The sequence below is a fragment of the Xenorhabdus sp. TH1 genome (assembly GCF_037260955.1).
Lineage (GTDB): Bacteria > Pseudomonadota > Gammaproteobacteria > Enterobacterales > Enterobacteriaceae > Xenorhabdus > Xenorhabdus griffiniae.
On sequence record NZ_CP147734.1, the window covers coordinates 2,933,149 to 2,957,658 of the forward strand.

General features: G+C 50.1%; 1 protein-coding gene (only partly in view). It reads right to left on the bottom strand.

The window, feature by feature from the left end; translation table 11 throughout:
* Positions 1–24,077, bottom strand: the 5' portion of a protein-coding gene (locus tag WDV74_RS12890) for a non-ribosomal peptide synthase/polyketide synthase (protein ID WP_338883175.1). It extends 1,864 nt beyond the left edge of the window; only the first 24,077 of its 25,941 coding nucleotides appear in the window; it begins with the start codon at positions 24,075–24,077; its stop codon lies beyond the left edge, outside the window.
* Positions 24,078–24,510 lie beyond the last annotated feature (433 nt).

Here is a 24,510-nt window from a genome sequence, read left to right on the forward strand (position 1 = left end):
GTGGCATTAAAGTCCACCAATAGCTGCTGGCGTTCAGTAGCAGGCAAGATTGGTAGACTTAAAATAAGTCGCTGAGGTTCAGTTGCCAGTGCTTCAACCAGACCGCTGATAGCTGTAGCTAAGTAGTTCACCAATCGGGGGGAGTCGATACCTGTAATAGCTTGGATCACCAAATTAAAACCTTCTCCCAAATCATCCACCGAGAGAGTCAACGGATAGTTATTACGCTCTTCTGCCGCTAACAGACGCATACCATCCCAGGCTGTATCATCTACACCTGGCTGGCTATGGCGATAATTAAGTAGGGCACTGAATAATGGCATCGGTGGTATCACACCACTGCAACGTTGGGCTAATGCCAACGGAGCCTGCTCATGCTCTAGCAGTGCAGTCAGGTCACGGTAGGTGTTTTGCACCACTTCCAACACACTATGCTCAGCAAGAGATATTCGTACTGGCAAGGTATTGATAAACATCCCCATTACTCGATCAGCACTGGCAGAGCCTTGCAAGCGACCCAGCAGTACGGAACCAAAGACCACATCATCACGATCACTGGTTTGCGCTAATACCTGTGCCCAAGCGACATGGAACAATACTCCCGGACTGACACCCAAACGACGGGCTTGGCTACGGATCGCTTGTGCCAGTGTGGTATCCAGAGGTACACGAACTTCGGCGACATTATTTTCACCGTTGCCCTGCACATTAAGCAGACCAAAGGGAGCGGTTGGCGCATCGATATCGGCGAGCCGGGCACGGAAGTAATCTTCATGCTCGGAGGTCGGCACGCTCAGGATCTGGGCGATAAAATTGCGGTACAGCGGTGAACTCGGCAGTTCCTCTGCCCGTCCTTGTAACAGCATACGAATTTCGTCGATGATAAGCATCAATGTCATATGATCGCCGATCAGATGATGGAAGCTCAGTGCCAACAACCACTCGTGACTGTTCGGATCATGAGCTATATCGGCAGTAAGCAATGGTGCCTGATTAAGATTAAGTTGGCGCCACCTCGGATCAATATGATCCTGTAACTGGGCTAAGACATTGTCCTCTGAGGCTGGTACAAAAGTGTTCACTGGCAACGTCGCTTGACGCCAGACTACCTGTACGGGCTGAGTCAGACCCTGCCAACAGATGGCGGTACGCAGGATATCATGGCGATCAATCACTTGCTGTAACGCTTCAAGGAAGGCATCAAGACATTCACGGGTATCAAAGGCCACCAAATTGTTTAACAGATAGATATCCCCTTGCTCCTGTAACCGGTGGTGGAACAGAATGCCCTCCTGTAATGGAGCGAGTGGATAAATATCCTGCACATTGGCTATTCCACCGGGAACAGTATCGACAATGGTATCAATCTCGATCTGGGACAATATCACCAATGGCAATAGATCAGGAGTTAGGGCAGCACAATCTTTAGTAATGCGATTAGGTGGAACAATGAAGGTTGGTTTCTCTTGGAGAGACTGGATAGCCAGAGCCATTTCAGAGAGCATTGGCGCGGTGAAGATACTACGGACATCAAGTGTCTGGCCTAAATTACGTAGCCGTTCAATCAGGCTGACCGCCATCAGTGAATGGCCACCGAGTTCAAAGAAATGATCATGTCGGCCGACACGCTCCAGTCCCAGCAGATCTTGCCAAATCTGTGCCAGTGTTGTTTCCAGCTCTCCTTCTGGTGCTTTATACCCACGCATTGCTATCGCAGACTGTTCAGGGGCGGGTAGTGCTTTACGATCGAGTTTACCGTTAGGGGTCTGTGGGAAAGTTTCCAACGTGACAAAGGCACTGGGCAGCATATATTCGGCTAAGTATTGTGCCAGTTGCTGGCGCAGTTCAGCCGGTACTAATTCAATGCCGGCATGAGGACGAACATAAGCTACAAGGCGTTTGTCACCAGGAATGTCTTCACGAGCAATAACAACGGCCTCATCTATTTCTGGGCACTGAACCAGACGCGCTTCAATTTCACCCAGTTCAATACGGAAACCACGGAGTTTGACTTGGAAATCATTGCGACCGAGATATTCAATATTGCCATCAGAACGCCAGCGACCGAGGTCACCAGTCTTGTACAGACGAGCATCTGAATCTACTGAGAATGGATCGGAAATAAAACGTTCTGCCGTTAATTCCGGACGGTTGAGGTAGCCTCGAGCCACTCCAGCGCCGCCAATGTAAATCTCCCCGGTCACACCAAGGGGAACCGGCTGATCCTGTGCATCCAAAATATAAATCTGGGTATTGGCTATCGGTTGTCCGATAGGAATATTTTCGGCGGTACTATTCTGATGATTAGTATCAAACACGACGCAACCCACTACCGTTTCGGTTGGGCCATACTCATTGATAATGCGTGATTCAGGAGATAGTTCATGCCAAAGTGCTACGATCGATTGAGGGAGTGCCTCCCCACCGACGATGAAACAACGTGCAGGACAAGTTTGCTTTGCAGCGCGTAATTCCTGGCCAATTGCAGCAAGATGAGTAGGGGTAATCTTAACCAGAATAGTCGGTTCCATCGGTATAGATAACAGTAAGGACACCAACTCAATAAGTTCCTGGCCTTCACGGATCAGGTGCATTTTGCCCCCACAAATCAGAGGCAAATAAATACTGGTGACTGTGGCATCAAAGGCAAAAGGTGATGACACGATGCTGTCTATCTGTCCGGCAGTTGCATAATGACTGAAAGCCCACTGCAGGTAATTTCTGAACCCACCGTGTTCAACCATCACGCCTTTGGGCTGACCAGTAGAGCCGGAGGTATAGATGACATAGGCCAAATGATGCGAAGTCAGCCCCAGTGCTTGGGTATCCGGATTACTTTCTGCATCATTGTCGAAGGCCGGGGCATCAAGCAGCACGATAGGCAGGCTACTGCCTAGTCTTTCAATCAGTGAAGTCTGGGTAAGCAGTACCACTGGCGTCGCATCATCCAGCATATAAGCCAGACGTTCGAGTGGATAAGTTGGATCGAGTGGCACATAGGCGGCACCCGCCTTGAGCGTAGCCAATAATCCCACTACCATCTCCGGGCTGCGTTCAACACAAATGGCGACGCAGTCATCGGGTTTAACGCCCAACGCAAGCAAATGGTGCGCTAGCTGGTTAGCACGGCGGTTCAGTTCAGCGTAGCTGAGGGTACGCCCTTCAAACACTACAGCCGTGGCATCAGGGGCACGTTCTACCTGTTGTTCGAACAGCTGGTGGATAAGAGCCTCTTGTGGGAAGTGCCGTTCAGTGGCATTAAAGCCCAGCAGCAATTGCTGGCGCTCTGAGACGGGCAGCACATCCACTTTCAGGGCAGAGGTACTCGGTGTGTCCGCCAATATCGAGACCAATTGTTCCAGCGTCCTGACCATATAGGCATTCACTCTGGCCGGATCGATCGTGTTGACGGTTTGGGTGGATAACATAAAAGAGTCACCATCGTCATCGATAGAGATCCCAATCGGGTAATTGGTGCGTCCGTAGCTAGATAGACTTGTCACGCCAAACCGCTCCAGATTAAGCGCACTAGTGTCTTTGTCTCTCATGTGTTGGCAATTTAACAGCGAACTGAACAACGGCATATTGCCGAACCCGCTATAGCGTTGCACAAGAGACAATGGGGTCTGCTCATAACGCAGTAAACTGGCACATGCGTCATTCGCTGTTCTGACAAGTTCCTCAACACTGATCCCGCTCAGTTTCAGCCTCACAGGCAGGGTATTGATGAACATTCCCAATGCACTTGCACTACCCTCAATGCCTGACATACGGCCTGACAAGGTGGTCCCGAATACGACATCGTCACGGCCACTGGTTCGTGCAACGACCAGTGCCCAACTTGCATGAAACAAAGCCGCGGGACTAGTGCCTAGCTTGCTGGCCGTTCCACGGATAGTGCGTGATAATTCGGCCTTAAGAATTTGGTGTTTTTCTGTCGTATTTTCACCTCCTTCCTGAACGTTAATCAGGCCAAAGGGTGCCGTCACCTCATCAAGATCTGCCAGATATTCCCGGAAAAAGGTTTCCGCTATCTGAATATTGTCTTTCTGACGTGTATAAGCAACAAAGTTCCGATAAGGCACCGATGGTGGTAAATCGGCGCTTTTTCCCGTTAGGAAAGCAACCGATTCTGCCAGAAAATGCCGTAATGAGAGGTTATCGTTGATGATATGGTGGAACTGAAGCAAGACATACAGCTTGGATGAGCGTGGGTCAGCCGCAGTCTGTAAACGTATTAGTGGAGCATGGGATAAATCCATGTGTGAATGTGACAATGTCATATGGGCTTGCAGACTGGCAACCACGTCACTGCTCTCTTCCAATGTCAGGCGATGAACAGGTAATGGGGCATGTCGGTGTACAACCTGAACCGGTTGGGATAACCCGACCCAATGGATAGTGGTGCGCAGGATATCGTGCCGATCGATGACCGCTTGTAATGCGGTTGTGAAGGTTTCAAAATTTGCCTGGTTATCGATACATAACAGCGACGAAATAACGTATGGATCGTTATGCGGATCAAGTCGGTGATGGAATAGGATACCTTCCTGCAATGGGGCAAGCGGATAAATATCCTGTACATTTGCAGCCCCACCAATAATTTCGTTAATAATAGTGTCAATTTCCGATTGTGACAGTGTTACCAGAGGCAGCATCTCAGGGGTAATTACCGTGCAATCATCAGGAATACGGTTGGGAGGTACAATAAAGGCTGGTTCCCCCTGATACGTCTGAATAGCCTGAGCCAGATCAGCCAGAATCGGTGTAATGAATACCGTACGAACATCCAGCTCCCAACCAACGTGGCGCAGCCGTTCGATCACCCTGACGACCAGCAACGAGTGGCCGCCGAGTTCAAAGAAATGGTCATGACGGCCGACACGCTCCAGCCCCAGCAAGTCTTGCCAAATCTGCACCAACAGGGTTTCAACCTCCCCCTGTGGCGGCTCATAGCCACGCGACACAATAGCCAACTGGTCAGGGGCAGGCAGGGCCTTGCGGTCGAGTTTGCCGTTAGGGGTCAGCGGGAAAGTGTCAATCATGACAAAGGCGCCGGGCAGCATATACTCAGCCAAATGCTGTGCCAGCTCCTGACGCAGGTCAGCCGGAACCAGCTCAACCCCAGACTGGGCACGGAGATAGGCCACCAAACGGATATCACCGGCAGTATCTTCGCGGGCGATAACAACCGCTTCGCGCACGCCAGTACATTGAACCAGACGCGCTTCAATTTCCCCCAGTTCAATACGGAAGCCACGCAGCTTGACCTGAAAGTCGTTACGGCCGAGGTATTCGATACTGCCATCGGGCAACCAACGACCGAGGTCACCGGTTTTGTATAACCGGGCACCAGCCGTGTTGGAGAACGGGTCAGCCATAAAGCGTTCCGCCGTCAGTTCCGGGCGGTTAAGGTAACCACGGGTGACACCCGCCCCGCCGATATACAGCTCGCCCGTTACCCCAATCGGGACCGGCTGAGCATGGTGATCGAGGAGATAAGCACGCAGGTCAGGTAATGGCTGACCAATCAGGCTGCCACATCCTTCGGTGATATCCTCCCCGGTCAGTTCCCGATAAGTGGCATGGACGGTGATTTCGGTAATGCCGTACATATTCACCAGACGGGTCTGCTGAAGTGGGTTATTAGCAATCCAGGGGGCCAGCATCGGCAAGTCCAGTGCCTCCCCACCAAAGATAATACAACGCAGGGAATGCGCCGTGTCATCCTGTGCAGGGATAAGCTGACGGAAAGCACTGGGGGTCTGGTTCAGCACGGTCACACGTTCCTGACACAACAGCGCATAGAATGCCTGCGGTGAACGGGCACAGGCCGCCGGGACGATAACCAATCGACCACCATAGGATAAGGCGCCCCATATCTCCCATACCGAGAAATCAAAAGCAAATGAGTGGAACAGCGTCCAGACATCGTTGCTATTGAACTGGAAATCCCCTTGTGTTGCCGCTAACAGGCGAATGACATTCGCGTGTTCAACCATCACCCCTTTGGGCTGACCGGTGGAGCCAGAGGTGTAGATCACATAGGCCAGATGGCGTGAAGTCAGTCCCCGTGCCCGGCTGTCAGGATTGTTGGCCGGTTCTCTGTCAAAGACGCCTGGTGAGCGGGCATCAAGCACAACCGTAGGTAAGCGGCTGTCCACCCTTTCCACGAGCGCAGTCTGGATAAGTAATGCGACGGGAGCGGCATCCTCAAGCATATAGGCGAGCCGTTCAGTAGGATAGGCCGGGTCGAGTGGCAGATAGGCCGCGCCGGCTTTGAGTATCCCCAACAAGCCGACGACCATTTCCAGACTGCGTTCCACACAGATAGCAACGCGATCATCAGGCTGTACACCCAGTGCAATCAGATGATGAGCCAACTGGTTAGCCCGCTGGTTCAGTTCACCGTAACTGAGGGATTGTCCTTCAAATACCACGGCGATGGCGTCTGGGGTCAGCTCAGCCTGTTGCTCGAACAATTCATGGATCAGGGTTTCTCGTGGGAAGTCAGCCTGTGGGGCGTTGAAATCGACCAGTACCTGCTGGCGTTCGGCAACAGGTAGCATAGGCAGGGACTGGATAACTTGTGTGGCATCTGTTGCCATTGCTGTCAGAATGTTTTTGAAATAACTCCCTATACGAATCACAGTTTCCTGATCGAACAAATCAGTTGCATACTCCAGTTTACCAACCAAACCGGCGTCGGTTTCAGTAAGCGACAGTGTCAGGTCGAATTGGGTACTGCACTGTGATTGCTCAATAAGGGTGAGTTCCAGACCGGACAGCTTCAGTTCCTGAGCCGGAGTATTGTTCAAAGCCAGCATGACTTGGAAAATTGGGTTGTAACTCATGTTGCGGGCGGGCTGTAATACTTCCACCACCTGTTCGAACGGCAGATCTTGATGAGCATAGGCAGCCAGTGTGCGTTCGCGAACCTGGGCAAGCAACTCCGCCACAGTATTGCACTGACCAGATTCGATACGTAAGGCCAACGTGTTGACAAAGAAGCCAATTAACTCCTCGGTTTCTCTGTTCTGGCGGTTGGCAACAGGAGTGCCAATAACGATATCATCCTGACCACTGAGGCGAGCAAGGACAATAGACCAAGCCGCGAGCAGGGTCATAAATAAAGTTGTATTTTGGTGCTGTCCAAGTGCCTTAAGTGCGGTTAGTAATCCTGCGTCGAGATGGAAAGGCACCTGGCTGCCAGCATAGTGCTGTACTGATGGTCGTGGCCGATCCGTAGGCAGTTCCAACAGGGCTGGCGCTCCTTGAAGCTGAGCACACCAGAAATTACGCTGTTCAGTAAGTACGTCGCCCTGCAACTGGTTGCGCTGCCAGACAGCATAGTCAGCGTACTGGATGGGCAATGGTGGTAAGGCAACATCGTGACCGGAAAGGATAGCCTGATAAGACGCTGCCAGCTCACGAATTAAAATACCCGTGGACCAGCCATCAGAGATAATATGGTGCTGGGTAAACAGCAGCACATGCTCCTCGTCAGCCAGTTGCAGCAATTGACCACGAACCAGCGAGCCTTGAGTAAGATTGAAAGGCGTACGAGCTTCACATTCAGTGAGTTCAGCAACGCGATGGATGCGAGCCGTTTCGCTCAGGGAACGCAGATCCAGATGGGAAAGCGTAAAACCAATATCTGCATGGTCAATCTGCTGACAAGGCTGACCGTCAACCAACGTAAAGTGAGTACGCAGGCTTTCTTGACGGGCAACAAGAGTATCAAGAGCGGTGGTAAGCGCTTGATAGTTAAGATTACCAGAAAGTCGCAATACCACCGAGATATGGTAGGCCTGACTAGCGGCGGGATCGAGTTGGTCAAGGAACCACAACCGCTGCTGAGCAAGAGAGACAGGTAGCGGCAGGCTGCGATCGGCAACAGGTATCGCAGTTTGGGTGGTTACGGAAGTATCAATAAGCGTTCGAGCAAGATCAATAAGCACAGGCTGGGCAAAAATCTGAGCAAGCGGCAGATCCCGTGCCAACATCTGGCGTATACGTGTCGTGCATTGAACCGCAAGTAACGAATGACCGCCAAGTTCAAAGAAATGATCATAACGACCCACGCGCTCCAGTCCCAACAAGTCTTGCCAGATCTGAGCCAGCACCGTTTCTACTTCACCAACCGGGGCTTCATAATCGCGTACAGCCACGGCAGACTGATTAGGTGCGGGCAGTGCCTTACGGTCAAGTTTGCCATTAGGCGTAAGCGGGAAGGTTTCCAACATCACAAAAGCGCTGGGGATCATGTATTCAGCCAAATGCTGAGTCAGTTGCTGGCGCAGTTCAGCCGGGGCCAGTTCAACGCCGGATTGCGGCTGGAGATAGGCCACCAAACGGGTATCGCCCGGAATATCTTCGCGCGCAATGACAATAGCTTCATTGACACCCGGACACTGAGTAAGTTGTGCTTCGATCTCACCAGGCTCAATACGGAAGCCACGGATCTTGACCTGAAAGTCGTTGCGACCCAAATAGTCAATATTGCCATCGGACAGCCAGCGACCGAGGTCACCGGTCTTGTACATTCGGGCATTAGGTGCGGCTGAGAACGGGTCGGGAATAAAGCGCTCCGCTGTCAACTCTGGGCGGTTAAGATAACCGCGGGCAACACCGACGCCACCAATATAAATCTCACCAACAACACCAAAGGGCAGCAACTGGCCTTGTTTATCTAGAATATAGATATGGGTGTTAGCAATTGGCCGGCCAATGCTGGGTTGCGACAATGATAAATCAACCGGACAGAGAGTGGCGTCTACTGTACATTCTGTTGGTCCGTAGACATTGATGAAACGGGTAGTTTTTATATATTGCAGTCTGAACCACATTAAAGGCGAAATAGCATCCCCACCAATCAGCGCCAATTTGGGTTGATAATCGGCACGTGTTCCCAGCCCAGCGTCCAACAGCCACTGTAATTGAACCGGCGTACAGTCGAACATGTCCACAACGTGGCGTGCAAAATAATGCCAAAGCTGCTGACCATCGGCACGAATATCTTCAGGAACGATGATCAATGTATGACCTGAAAGCAATTGGAGCCAGATTTTCACCGAAGCGTCGAACACAATACTGGCGTTCATCGCTATGCGACACGGTTGTTTGAGGGCGAGCGCTGCATTCAATCCAGTATAAAGATTGATGACATTCCTGTGCGCCACCATCACCCCTTTGGGCTGTCCCGTGGAACCGGAAGTATAAATCACATAGGCCAAATGGTGTGGGGTGAGTCCCAGTGTTTGAGCACCGGGATTGTTTTCAGATCCCTCATCAAAAACAGATGGCGTCTGATCGAGTAATATGCTGGGTAGGTTGCTGTCTAGCAGATCAACGAGTGTGGACTGCGTAAGCAGGGCTACCGGTGCAGCATCATCGAGCATGTAAGTCAATCGTTCGGCTGGGTAGGTTGGATCCAATGGCACATAGGCCCCACCCGCTTTGAGGATAGCCAGCAGTCCCACCATCATCTCCAGGCTACGTTCAACACAGATAGCCACCCGATCATCCGGACGTACCCCTATAGAGAGTAGATGATGAGCCAGACGATTGGCTTGGCAGTTCAGTTCACTGTAACTGAGAGACCGATCTCCAAATACCACAGCAGTGGCGTCAGGCGTGCGCGCTGCTTGTTGTTCAAACAATTCATGGATCAGCGTTTCTTGTGGGAAGTCAGTCTCGGTGTTATTGAATCCGATCAATAATTGCTGGCGTTCATAGGCAGGCAGGATTGATAGATCCAAAACAGACTGCTGGGGTGCGTTTGCCAAAGATTCAACTAAGTTGTTGATAGCTGTGACCAGATAATCAGCTATCCGGGCAGGGTCAATTGTAGTGACGGATTTAACGACGAGGCTGAAATCTTCCCCAAAGTCATCCACCGAAAGGGTCAATGGGTAGTTAGTGCGCTCTTCAGCAGACAACAGACGCATACCCTCCCAGACGGTATCATCTGTCTCTGGCTGGCTATGGCGATAATTGAGTAAGGCACTGAACAATGGCATTGGTGGCATCACACTGCTGCAACGTTGGGCCAGAGCTAAAGAAGCCTGCTCATGTTCAAGCAATGCCGTCAAATCATGGTAAGTGTCCTGCACCACTTCCAATACACTGCGACCGGCAAGAGATATCCGCACTGGTAGCGTATTGATAAACATTCCCATCACCCTATCGGCTCCGGCGAAGCCTTGCAAACGGCCAAGCAATACGGTGCCGAAAACGACATCCTCAAGGCCGCTGGTTTGTGCCAGTACCTGTGCCCAGGCAACATGGAATAATACACCCGGACTGATACTCAGACGGCTGGCTTGATTGCGAATTTCCTGTGCCAGTGCCAGATCTAGCGGGAGATTCACTTCGAGTATGCCTTCACCATCACCCTGTACATTGAGCAGGTCGAATGGAACCGTTGGTGTGTCGATATCGGCAAGTCTGGAACGGAAATAGGTCTCATGTGCCGAGTTTGGCACGTTTAGTGTCTGGGCAATAAAGTTGCGGTAAGGTAATGGAACTGCCAGGGTTTCTGCTTGCCCCTTCAACAGTAAGCGAATTTCGTCAGTGATAAGTTCCATCGTTACATGGTCGCCTATCAGATGATGAATACTTAAAGCAAGTAGCCACTCATTGCTGGTCGGATCAAGAGCAATATCGGCAGTGAACAATGGCGCCTGATTCAGGTTGAGCCGCCGCTGACGCGGATCGGTGTGCGCTTGTAACTGATCCAACACATTGTCTGAAGAGGTTGGAACAAAAGTGCTGATCGACAACAGTGCCTGACGCCAGACAACCTGTACAGGTTGAGACAATTCCTGCCAATAGACGGCGGTACGCAGGATATCATGGCGATCAATAACTTGTTGTAGGGCACCGAGGAAAGCATCAAGACGTGAGCGACTATCAAAGGCAATCAGGCTATTTAACAAGTAGACATCGCCTTGTTCTTGTAACTGATGATGGAACAGAATGCCTTCCTGTAACGGTGCGAGCGGATAAATATCCTGCACATTAGCGGCCCCACCAACCACGGTCTCAACAATGATGTCAATTTCCGCCTGAGATAATGTTACCAGCGGCAGCATATCTGGCGTAATAGTGTCACAATCAGTGTTGATAAGGTTGGGTGGCACGTTCAGGGCAGTTTTACCAGTCGCCTCTGTTGTCAGGCGCGTCGCCATCACCTCCAGAGTCGGCGAAGTGAAGACAGCTTTGACATCAAGTGCAAGATGTCTTTGGCGCAGTTGTTCAATCAGGCTAACGACCAACAGCGAATGACCGCCTAGCTCAAAGAAATTGTCGTAACGGCCGACACGCTCTAACCCCAACAGATTTTGCCAGATTTGAGCTAATGTCGTTTCCAGTTCGCCAACAGGAGACTCATAGTCACGGGTTACCACCGCTGATTGGTCAGGGGCGGGCAGTGCCTTGCGGTCAAGTTTGCCATTGAGTGTAAGCGGGAACGCTTCTAACATCACAAAGGCGCTGGGCAACATATAATCTGCCAAACGGGTACTCAGTTGTTCTCGCAGGTTAGTGACATCCAGCGTGACATTAGGCTGTGGCACAATGTACGCCACCAGACGTTTCTCGCCATTATTTTCTTCACGTGCAATAACGACGGTATCCTTGACACCTGTACAATGGGTCAATTGTGCTTCGATTTCGCCCAGCTCAATACGGAACCCGCGGATTTTAACCTGAAAGTCATTACGGCCGAGGTAAACTATCGTGCCATTTGGCTGCCAGCACCCCAGATCGCCGGTCTTATACATTCTGGAATTTGGTTGCATACTGAATGGATCGGTGACAAATCGCTCTTCTGTCAGTTCTGGACGATTCAGATAGCCACGAGCCACCCCCGCACCGGCAATATAGATCTCTCCGGTGACACCGAGTGGTACAGGTTGTCCTTGTGTATTGAGAATATAAATGCGGGTATTGGCAATCGGGCGACCAATCGACAATGTTTCGGCTGCATCCAGTACCTCACCGCTGTCCAATGTCATCGCGGTGGTAATGACCGTAGTTTCGGTTGGTCCATAGGTATCGATCCAGCGGCAGTGCCGGGTTTCAGGCATGGATTGCCAATCGATAAGATGGCGGGATTCAGCTTTTTCACCGCCGACAGTGATTGAGCGCAGAGAAGAGCTGAAATCACAGCGGCCTGCTTTCATCTCTTGTACCCACTGGTGCCAGAAGGCAGTCGGCAGATCTACTACGCTGATAGCCTGTTCCTGTAGGAAATGGCTGAAGTTAGTATCCGGTATCCGAATATGCGCTGGGCGCAGGATTAAGGTGGCTCCGACAGACAATGTTGGGAAAACTTCAGACACTGCGGTATCAAAGGCAATCGTGGCGAATTGCAGGACACGATCAGTAGATTTGAGTTCACTGATCTGACACTGGGTATGGATAAAGTTCACCACATTGTGGTGTTCAATCATCACGCCTTTAGGTAATCCAGTGGAACCGGAGGTATAAATCACATAGGCCAGATGACGTGCTTGTAACCCCAATTGTCTTGGATCAGGATTGGCAACAGATTGTTGGGCAACTGAGTTCAGATGTTTGGCATGGTCTAATAACCATACAGGGATATCGGCTATCGGTAAATGCGCGTGTAAATGTTGCTGAGTGAGCAGTAATTTGGGCGTACTGTCAGACAAAGCATGTGCCAGCCGTTCATTTGGATATTCAGGGTCGAGCGGAACATAACCCGCTCCGGCTTTTAATATACCCAGTATACCAATCACCATATCCAGGCTGCGCTCGACACAAATCGCCACCCGATCATCGGAGCGTACACCAAATTCAATCAGAGCATGGGCTATTTGGTTGGCACGCTGATTGAGTTCGTCATAGCTAAGCGACAGTTTCTCAAACACCACAGCTGTAGCATCAGGTGTACGTTTAGCCTGTTGCTCAAACAGTTCATGGATAAGCATCTCCTGCGGGAAATCCACTTGTGTCGCATTGAAGTTCACCAGTAGCTGCTGACGTTCTGCAGCAGGCAAAATTGGCAGGTTCAGAATAGGCCGCTGTGGCTCAGTTTTCAGCGCTTCAATTAGTCCGCTGATGGCAGTAACCAGATAATTGACTACCCGGACAGGATCAACCTCCGCAGTACTTTGAACTATCAAATTAAAACCTTCCCCTAGATCATCCACGGAAAGATCAAGTGGATAGTTGGTGCGTTCTTCTGCGCTCAATATACGCATACCATCCCAAATCTGGTTCACCGTATTTGGTTGGCTATGGCGGTAGTTAAATAGGGCGCTAAATAGTGGCAATGGTGGATTCACACCACTACAGTGTTGTGCCAATGTCAGAGGAGCTTGTTCATGCTCTAGCAGTGATGTCAGATCGCGATAGGTAGCCCGTACCACTTCCAGCACACTACGATTCGCAAGAGTGACCCGGACTGGTAGCGTATTGATAAACATCCCCATCACCTGATCGGCACCGGTGAAACCTTGCAGGCGACCAAGTAGTACAGTGCCGAAAACCACATCGCCACGGTCACTGGTTTGCGCCAGTACCTGTGCCCAGGCAACGTGGAACAGTACGCTGGGGTTGATACCCAAACGACGAGCCTGAGTACGTATCGCCTGTGCCAGAGTAGTATCCAGCAGCAAACGGGCTTCGGTAATATCCTCACCGTCACCCTGTATATTAAGCAGACCAAAGGGGGCGGTTGGCGCATCAACGTCGGCAAGTTGGGTGCGGAAGTAGTCCTCATGTACAGAGGCAGGTACGCTCAGGGTTTGAGCGATAAAATCGCGGTAGGGTATTGCAGCAGGCAGCATTTCTATTTGCCCCTGCAACAGCAAACGGATCTCGGCAACGATAAGCTCCAGGGTCATATGGTCGCCAATTAAATGATGAAAGTTCAGAGCTAACAACCATTCATTGTTGGCTGGGTCGTGAGCAATGCTGGTGGCCAGTAATGGTGCCTGACTCAAATCAAGATGACACCGACGTGGATCGGTGTGCGTCTGTAATTGGGCCGGGATATTGTCTGCGGAGGTTGGCACAAAAGTTGTTACAGACAGTGGTGCCTGACGCCAGACCACCTGCACAGGCTGTGTTAATCCCTGCCAGCAAACAGCGGTACGCAGGATATCATGACGATCGATTACCTGTTGTAGCGCCTTAAGGAAGGCGTCGAGGTGCTCACGAGTATCAAAAGCAATCAGGTTATTTAACAGATAAGCATCGCCTTGTTGCTGTAGCCTGTGGTGGAACAAAATCCCTTCCTGTAACGGTGCCAGCGGATAAATATCCTGTACATTAACGGCTCCGCCCGCCACCGTGTTGACAACCGTGTCAATTTCCGCCTGAGACAATGCCACCAAAGGCAACAGGTCAGGTGTAATCGCTGTACAGCCTTCGGGGATCCGATTAGGCGGCACCAGAAAGGCCGGTTCCCCCTGATTCGTCTGGATAACCTGTGCCATGTCAGTGAGCAGAGGCGTGGAAAAAACCGTGCGGACATCAAGCAGCCAGCCGGCATTACGCAGTTGTTCAATCAGGCTGACCACCATGAGTGAGTGACCGCCAAGCTCAAAGAAATGGTCATAACGGCCGACGCGTTCCAGCCCCAGCAAGTTTTGCCAAATCTGTGCCAGTGTGGTTTCCAATTCCCCTTCCGGTGCCGCATAGTCGCGTGTAACAACCGCTGACTGCTCAGGGGCAGGCAGGGCTTTGCGGTCAAGTTTGCCGTTAGGGGTCAGCGGGAAGGTCTCCAGCATCACAAAGGCGCTGGGCAGCATATAGTCAGCCAGATGCTGTGCCAGTGCCTGACGTAAGTCAGCCGGCGCCAGTACCACACCGGACTGGGGCCGGAGATAGGCCACCAGACGGGTATCCCCCGGACTGTCTTCACGGGCGATAACGACACTTTCCTGTACCCCTGAACATTGAGCAAGACGCGCTTCAATTTCCCCCAGTTCAATGCGGAAACCGCGTAACTTAACCTGAAAGTCGTTACGGCCGAGGTATTCGATGCTGCCATCCGGCAACCAGCGGCCGAGATCCCCGGTTTTGTATAACCGGGCACCAGGCGTGTTGGAGAACGGGTCAGCCATAAAGCGTTCCGCGGTCAGTTCCGGGCGGTTAAGGTAACCACGAGCCACCCCCACGCCACCGATATGGAGTTCACCGGAAACCCCCATTGGCACGGGCTGACCCAGAGTATCCAGAATATACATTTGGGTATTGGCAATCGGGCGGCCAATAGGGACAAAGTGACGCTTATCGTCAGGCTGGCAAGCCCAATAGGTGACATCAATTGCCGCCTCAGTTGGGCCATACAGATTGTGCAGTCCAGCATGAAAACGGGCGAAGAAGCACTGTTGCAGCTCTGCTGACAAGGCCTCACCGCTGCAAATCACCCGTTTAAGGGTGGCACAGGTGTGCTGGGGTGCAATCCCCTGCACAAACTGTTGCAACATGGACGGGACAAAATGCAGTGTCGTGATACCTGCGGTATCAATCAGCCGAGCCAGATAATCCACATCTTTATGGCCTTCGGGACGGGCCATCACCAGACGGGCACCATAAAGCAGAGGCCAGAAGAACTCCCAGACCGACACATCGAAACTGAACGGGGTTTTCTGCAAGACCCGGTCATGGACGGTCAGGCCATAAGTTTCCTGCATCCAGACCAGACGGTTACAGAGGGCACGATGGCTGTTCATCACCCCTTTCGGTTGCCCGGTGGAACCGGAGGTATAAATGACATAGGCCAGGTGATGTGACGTCAGCCCCAATGTCCGGGCATCAAGGTTTTCAGCCGGCAAGCTATCCCAGACAGATAATGCCGGGGTATCCAGCACAACGACAGGCAGACGGCTGCCTAAGATTTTCACCTGGGCGGCCTGAGCCAGCAGGGCCACGGGGGCGGCATCCTCCAGCATATAGGCCAGCCGTTCAGCCGGATAGGCCGGGTCGAGGGGCACGTAGGCCGCACCGGCTTTCAAGATAGCCAACAGCCCGACGACCATTTCCAGACTGCGTTCGGCACAGATAGCCACCCTGTCATCAGGCTGGACGCCCAGTGTCAGCAGATGATACGCCAGTTGGTTGGCACGGCGGTTGAGTTCACGGTAACTGAGGGATTGTCCTTCCAACTCCACCGCGATGGTTTCAGGCGTGCGTTCCACTTGTTGCTCGAACAGCTCGTGGATCAACGCTTCTTGCGGGAAATCCGCCTGTGTCGCATTGAAATCCACCAACAGTTGTTGACGTTCTGTTACAGGCAGCATAGGCAGGGAAGAAATAGCTTGTGTGACATCCGTTACCATCGCCGTTAATACGTTCTCAAAATAGCCTGCTATGCGAATTATCGTTTCCTGATCAAACAAGTCAATCGCATATTCCAGCCCGCCAACTAAACCGGCATCGGTTTCGGTAAGTGACAGTGTCAGGTCAAATTGAGTACTGCGCCGTGGTTGTTCCAGAAGAGTGAGTTCCAGACCGGGCAGCTTCAGCGCCTGAGCCGGAGTGTTGTTTAAAACCAACATAACCTGAAATATCGGGTTGTAACTCAGGCTACGATCTGGCTGTAGTGCTTCGACCACCTGTTCGAAAGGCAGTGCCTGATGCGCATAGGCCGCAATGGTTCGTTCGCGAACCTGAGCCAGCAGTTCCTCTACGGTCTTGCACTGACCGGATTCGATACGTAAGGCTAGCGTGTTAACAAAAAAGCCAATTAATTCTTCGGTTTCTCTGTTCTGGCGGTTGGCAACGGGAGTACCAATAACGATATCGTCCTGGCCACTGAGACGGGAAAGAACGATAGCCCAAGCTGCGAGCAGGATCATAAATAAGGTAGTATCCTGACCTTGGCTAAACATCTTGAGGGAAGCGAGTACGTCAGTGTTCAAATGGAGCGGTATCTGTTTGCCGGCATAGCTCTGTATTGGCAGACGTGGTCGATCTGTGGGAAGTTCAAGTAAAGCAGGTGCCCCTTGGAGTTGGGTATACCAGAAATCCTGCTGCTCTGAGAGCACATCCTGTTGTAACTCATTGCGTTGCCAGACGGCATAGTCAGCGTACTGGATGGGCAGTGATGGTAAGGCAACATCGTGATTGGAAAGGGCTGCTTGATAAAATGCAGCAAGTTCCCGAACCATGATGCCAATGGACCAGCCATCGGAGATAATATGATGCTGGGTAAACAGCAGTACATGTTCCTCATCAGCCAGTTGCAACAACTGACCACGGACCAGCGAGCCTTGAGTAAGATCGAAAGGCATTTGGGCTTCACATTCGGCGAGTTCGGCAACGCGATTTGTACGGTCTGTTTCGCTCAGGTTACGCATATCCAGATAGGAAAGAGTGAAACCAATGTCTGGGGGAGCTATTTCCTGACAAGGCTGACCATCAACCAATATAAAGTGAGTGCGCAGACTCTCCTGGCGGGCGACAAGACTATTAAGTGCCGAAGTAATCGCCTGATAGTTTAGTTTACCGGAAAGTTGTAATACTGCAGAAATATGGTAAGCCTGGCTGGCCGCAGAGTCGAGTTGATCGAGGAACCATAATCGTTGTTGGGCAAAAGAAAGTGGCAACGGCAGGCTGCGATCAACAGCAGGAATAATTGCCTGAGTGTTTACTGAGGCATCCGTGAGCGTTCGGGCAAGGTCAATAAGAACGGGCTGGGCAAAGAACTGAGCAAGCGGCAGATCCAAAGCTAACACTTGGCGTACGCGTGTTGCGCATTGAACCGCGAGTAATGAATGACCGCCGAGTTTAAAGAAATGGTCATAACGTCCGACGCGTTCCAGCCCCAGTAATTCCTGCCAGATCTGCGCCAGTGTTATTTCCAGTTTGCCAATGGGCGCTTCATAAGCATGGGTTGCTGTGGCTGATTGGTCAGGTGTGGGCAGTGCCTTACGGTCGAGTTTACCATTAGGCGTCAGCGGGAAGGTTTCCAACATCACAAAGGCGCTGGGGATCATGTACTCAGCCAAATGCCGGGTAAGCTGCTGCTGCAATTCAGCCAGTACGGGTTTAACACCGGATTGTGGCCGGAGATAGGCTACCAAATGGGTATCACCCGGCATGTCTTCGCGCGCAACGACAACCGCTTCATCTACACCCGGACATTGAACAAGTTGTGTCTCGATTTCGCCAAGTTCAATACGGAAGCCACGAAGCTTGACTTGAAAATCGTTGCGACCCAAATACTCAATATTACCATCAGGCAGCCAGCGACCGAGATCGCCGGTCTTATACATCCGGGCATGAGGTATATCTGAGAATGGGTTGGGAATAAAGCGTTCCGCTGTCAATTCTGGTTGGTTCAGGTAGCCACGGGCCACACCAGCACCGCCGATATAGATCTCACCGATGACACCAAGAGGAACGGGTTCACGTTGTGTATCTAAAATATAGATTTGGGTGTTAGCGATAGGGCTGCCAATAGGAACATTACCAGTGATATTACTCAGTTTATGGGTATCAAATGTGATACAGCCAACCACCGTTTCAGTTGGGCCATACTCGTTAACAATACGAGATTCAGGGGAAAGTTCACGCCAACGTGCTACGGTTGAACCAGGGAGCGGCTCCCCACCTACAATAAAATAATGTGCAGGACAAGTTTGTTTTGTCGCTAACAGTTCCTGACCCACTGTCGCAAAATGAGTGGGAGTGATCTTGACCAGAGCAGCAGTGTCCATAGACAACAGAGCGGGTATCAACTCAGTCAATTCTTGCCCGTCACGGAGCAGTTGTATTTTACCACCACAAAGTAAGGGCAGATAAATACTGGTAACCGTTGCATCAAAGGCCACTGGTGATGATACGATACTGTTTAGTTGACCTGCACCAGCATAATGTCCAAGAGCCCACTGTAGGTAATTTCTGAATCCACCATGCTCAACCATAACGCCTTTAGGCTGTCCGGTAGAACCTGAGGTATAAATCACATACGCTAAATTGTGTGAAGTCAGTCCTGGTACCTGAACATTGGGATTTTCTGCCGATTTTTTGTCAAAAATGGATATTTGGGGGGTATCAAGCACCACGGTAGGCAGTTCGCTCCCCAATTTCTCTCTCAGGACGGTTTGAGTAAGTAACACGACTGGTGCGGCATCATTAAGCATATAAGTCAGCCGTTCGACCGGGTAGGACGGATCCAGTGGTATATAGGCGCCGCCAGCTTTGAGGATAGCCAGCAATCCCACTATCATTTCCGGGCTGCGTTTAACACAGATGGCAACTCGGTCATCGGGTTTTACCCCCAGAGTCAGTAAGTGATGAGCCAGGCAATTAGCACGACGATTGAGTTCTTCGTAACTGAAAGTGTGTCCTTCGAACACCATCGCAATAGCGTCAGGCGTGCGTTCAACTTGTTGTTCAAACAATTGGTGCACGAGAACATTTTGTGGAAAGTCAGTTTTGGTAGCACTGAAATCCATCAGTAGTTGCTGACGCTCGTGGTTGGGTAAGATCGATAAATGACAAATGGGTTGATGAGGATTCGTTGTTAACATGTTGAGCAGATTAACAATAACCGTAGTCAAGTAGTTCGCTATTCTGGCTGGATCGATCTCCGCAATACTTTGAATCACCAAACCAAAATCTTCACCCATATCATCTACCGAAAGAGTGAGTGGATAGTTGTTGCGTTCTACTGTGGTCAGCACACGGATACCGTCCCAAGCAACACCAACGGAGCTTGATTTATTGTGGCGGTAGTTCAGCAAGGAGCTAAACAATGGCAATGATGGGGCGACACCGCTACAGCGCTGGGCTAATGCCAGCGGAGCTTGTTCATGTTCCAGCAGTGATGCCAGTTCACGGTAGGTAGTTTGCACCACTTCCAATACGCTGCGATCAGCAAGGGATACCCGTATTGGTAGAGTATTGATAAACATTCCCATTACCCGATCAGCACCCGCAGAACCTTGCAGGCGACCCAGTAGTACTGAACCGAAAACCACATCATCACGACCACTGGTTTTTGCCAACACTTGCGCCCAGGCAACATGAAACAGTACTCCAGCACTGATTCTTAAGTGACGAGCCTGAGTACGGAGTGCCCCAGCCAAATTTCTATCCAGTAATAAACGAGTTTCAACAATATCTTCAACGTTATTCTGTACGTTAAACAGACCAAATGGCACTGTTGGTGTATCGACGTCGGCGAGTCGAGCACGAAAATAGTCTTCATGCACTGAAGCCGGTACATTCAAGGTTTGAGCAATGAAATTACGGTACGGCAACGGATTGGGAAGTTCGTCAGTGCGCCCTTGCAACAGCAGGCGGATTTCATCGACGATAAGCTCCAGAGTCATGTGGTCACAGACCACATGATGATAACTCAGCGCCAGCAGCCACTCTTGGCTGACTGGATCATGAGCGATATCGGCGGTAAGCAACGGTGCTTGATTCAGATCGAATCGACGTTGACGTGGATCTGTGTGCATTTGCAACTGAGCTTGTACATTATCAGCTGAGGTTGGCACGAAAGTCGTCACTGACAGCGGAGCCTGTCGCCAGACTACCTGTACAGGTCGCGACACATCTTGCCAGCAGATGGCTGTACGCAGAATATCGTGGCGGTCAATGACCTTTTGCAGGGCATCAAGGAAGGCATTGAGATATTCACGATTATCAAAGGCAATCAGACTATTTAACAGGTAGGTATCACCTTGTTCTTGTAGCTGGTGATGGAACAGTATGCCTTCCTGTAGCGGTGCAAGTGGATAGATATCCTGCACATTGGCAGCGCCACCGATTACAGTCTTGGCAATAATGTCGATTTCCGCCTGAGATAGTGTCACTAGCGGCAGCATCTCTGGGGTAATAGCCGTGCAACCTTCAAAAATACAGTTAGGTGGTACAATAAAGGCGGAATCATTCTGGTTCGTCTGGATAGCTTGAGCCATATCGGCAAGCACAGGTGAAGAGAAAACGTGGCGAACATCAAGCAACCAACCAGCGCTACGCAATTGTTCAATTAGGCTGACCGCTGTTAGTGAATGACCACCAAGCTCAAAGAAATGATCGTGGCGACCGACACGTGCCAGTCCCAGCAAATCTTGCCAGATCTCAGCCAATATGATTTCAAGTTCCCCTGAAGGTGCTTCATAGTTACGCGTTATTACCGCTGACTGATCAGGGATCGGCAACGCTTTACGATCGAGTTTGCCGTTAGGGGTAAGAGGGAAGCTCTCTAGCACGACAAAAGCACTGGGCAGCATATAATCAGCCAAATGTTGTGCAAGTTGCTGACGTAATTTGGCGGGTATCAGTTCACTATCCGGCTGAGTCTGAAGATAGGCTACCAAGCGTTTGTCACCGGGGATATCCTCGCGGGCGATAACAACAGCTTCATCTATTTCTGGACACTGAACCAGGCGCGCTTCGATTTCACCCAGCTCGATGCGGAAACCGCGCAGCTTGATCTGGAAATCATTGCGGCCGAGATATTCGATATTGCCATCCGGCAGCCAGCGACCGAGGTCACCTGTCTTATAAAGTCGGGCATCTGGCACTGTTGAGAAGGGATCTGGAATAAAACGCTCTGCTGTCAACTCTGGGCGGTTAAGATAACCGCGGGCAACACCGACGCCACCAATATAAATCTCACCAACAACACCAAAGGGCAGCAACCGGCTTTGTTTATCCAGAATATAGATCTGGGTGTTCGCAATTGGCCGACCGATGCTGGGTTGTGACAATGATACATCAACCGGACAAAGAGTGGCGTCTACCGTACATTCTGTTGGTCCGTAGACGTTGATAAAGCGGGTCGTTTCTATTTCTTGCAGTCTGGACCACATTAAAGGGGAGATAGTGTCACCACCAATCAACGCCAACTTGGGTTGATAACCGGCACGTGTTCCCAGTCCGGCATCTAACAGCCATTGTAATTGCACTGGCGTACAGTCAAACATGTCCACAAGGTGGTGTGCAAAATAGCGCCAGAGTTGCTGACCATCAGCACGGATCTCTTCAGGAATGATGATCAATGTATGACCTGAAAGCAATTGAAACCAGCTTTGCACCGAGGCATCGAACACAATACTGGCGTTCATGGCTACGCGACACGGCGAGTTGAGGACGAGAGCTGCATTCAATCCAGTATGAAGATTGATGACATTCCGGTGTGTCACCATCACGCCTTTGGGCTGTCCCGTAGAGCCAGAGGTATAAATCACATACGCCAGATGGTGTGATGTTATCCCTAGAGCTTGAGCATTGGGATTTTCTTCCGGCTCTTCATCAAAAACAGATGGGGATTGGGTATCAAGTATCACGGTAGGTAAGTGATTATTCAGTCTTTCAATGAGTGAAGACTGAGTAAGCAACGCTATCGGTGCTGCATCATCAAGCATGTACGTCAGTCGTTCGGTCGGGTAAGCTGGATCTAACGGCATATAGGCACCGCCGGCTTTTAGGATAGCCAACAGTCCCACTATCATTTCAAGACTGCGTTCAACGCAGATGGCGACGCGATCATCGGGTTGGACACCCATGGCAAGTAAATGATGAGCCAGTTGATTGGCGCGACGGTTAAGCTCATCGTAACTAAGGGAGTGTGTTTCAAACACCACCGCAGTGGCATCTGGAGTACGTTCAGCCTGTTGTTCGAATAGTTGGTGTATCAGAGTGTGTTGTGGGAAATCAACATCGGTTGAATTAAAATCCACCAACAGTTTCTGGCGCTCTGCCGTTGGCAATAAGGGAGCGTTTCCAATAGGCATATCCAGAGATGTGATGGCAGTTTCCACCAATAGAGCCAAACGAGATTGAAGAGCAACAACTTCCTCGTGATTCAAGTAATTAGTATCGTAATTGAATTCGATTGTGGCAGGTTGGCTTATATTCTCAAGGTGAGTAAACTCGTATTGGTAGATGGCTATCGTGAGAGGGAACATGGCACCACGATGTGATTGTTTGAGTGTTGTGACGGTGCCTTGCATACTCATATCGGCTTTGAACAACTCAAGCGACAGTATGATATCAAACAGTTGAGTACGCCCTGTTTTCTGTTTGATTTGTGTGTGCTGGTTTATCTCTGCGATTGGCAGCCGCTGATGCTTATAGCAACGACGCAACTCCATTGCTGCTTTGCGCATGACATCAAGGAAAGAATCCTCAGAATGAATAGTTACTCCGATGGGAATGACTGACGAGAACATTCCCATAGTACCCTTTTGTTTTGCATTTCTGCGATTGTGTACAGGAGTACCAATAACAACATCCTCCACGTCTGTACTACGTGCGAAATAGCAAGCGAGAACGGCATACATAAAATGGAGGACGGATAGCCCATGAGCGGCCACTGTATTTTCAATCTGTTGAAAAAGTGTTTTGTCTAATTGCCAAAGAATGGGTTTTGCCTGTTCATGAGTGACAGATGTACTTAGATTTGAGGGTGGAATTAAGGCTGGGGGCAGTTTTTTATAGCGTTCCAACCAAAATTGCAGGTCACGTGTATACAATTTAGAGTCAAGATAGGCGCGATCTTCAACAATGAAGTCGAGATAGGAAGGAGCAGCGTCTGCCAGTGCTTCCCCCTTGACCAGACGATTGTAATTATCTGCAAGATCTTTGATAACCAGTCTCAAACCCAAACCATCTGAGATTAAATGATGACAACAAAATTGCCAGTACCACCGTGTCTCGCTAACTCGCAGCAGTTCAGAACGCCACAACTCTCCATACAAATCGAACGGACGTATGAAAGTAGCATAAGTTTGCTGCGTCGCCTGAGTTTCTGCGTCAGGATATTGCGAAAAGTCGTGTATGGATAGAGATACAGGGAGAGTATCGACAAGTTTTTGACGGGGTAATCCATGGGTATCTACGAGCCGTAAACGCAATGCATCATGACGAGAAACAACAGATTCAAGAGCCTGAATGAACAATACTTCATCCAGCTCTCCCTCCATACAGACTAGTGTACTGATATTATAATTGGGGGTATCAGGATGAAGAATTTGGTCAAGCCAAACAACTTGTTGAGTAGAACTAAGCGATAATTCACGAGAGGAAATCAAATGATTCTCTAATGAGGATGTATGGTTACGTGTCATATTCATTTTATAGTTCCAAAGTTTCAAATTTTGATCTATTAGTTAAATAATCGTTCTAATTTTTAATCTCTTAGGATCTAATTCCCCCACCACTCATGGCGTAAACTTAATGGTTTTCGATACCCCTCTGCTTGCTATAGGGTTCTTCATTTAGAATTGAATTATTTGATAATAGAAAAATGTAGAATTATGCTTATACTTAGTTCAGATCAAAAATAATATAAAAATAACCCGCTAGATATTTGTCACCGATCTAGCTGACTAAGTATGTTATTTAAACGTGAAATTTAGGTTAGGTAATATCTCAAAACATTAATCACAAAAAAATTCACAATTACTTAATGTATTTATATATGTGAATAAATTTCAACTCCAAGATATTACAATGTAAATACATAGTAAAAATGCCAGAAATGATATTCAAATTATCTTTACTCTC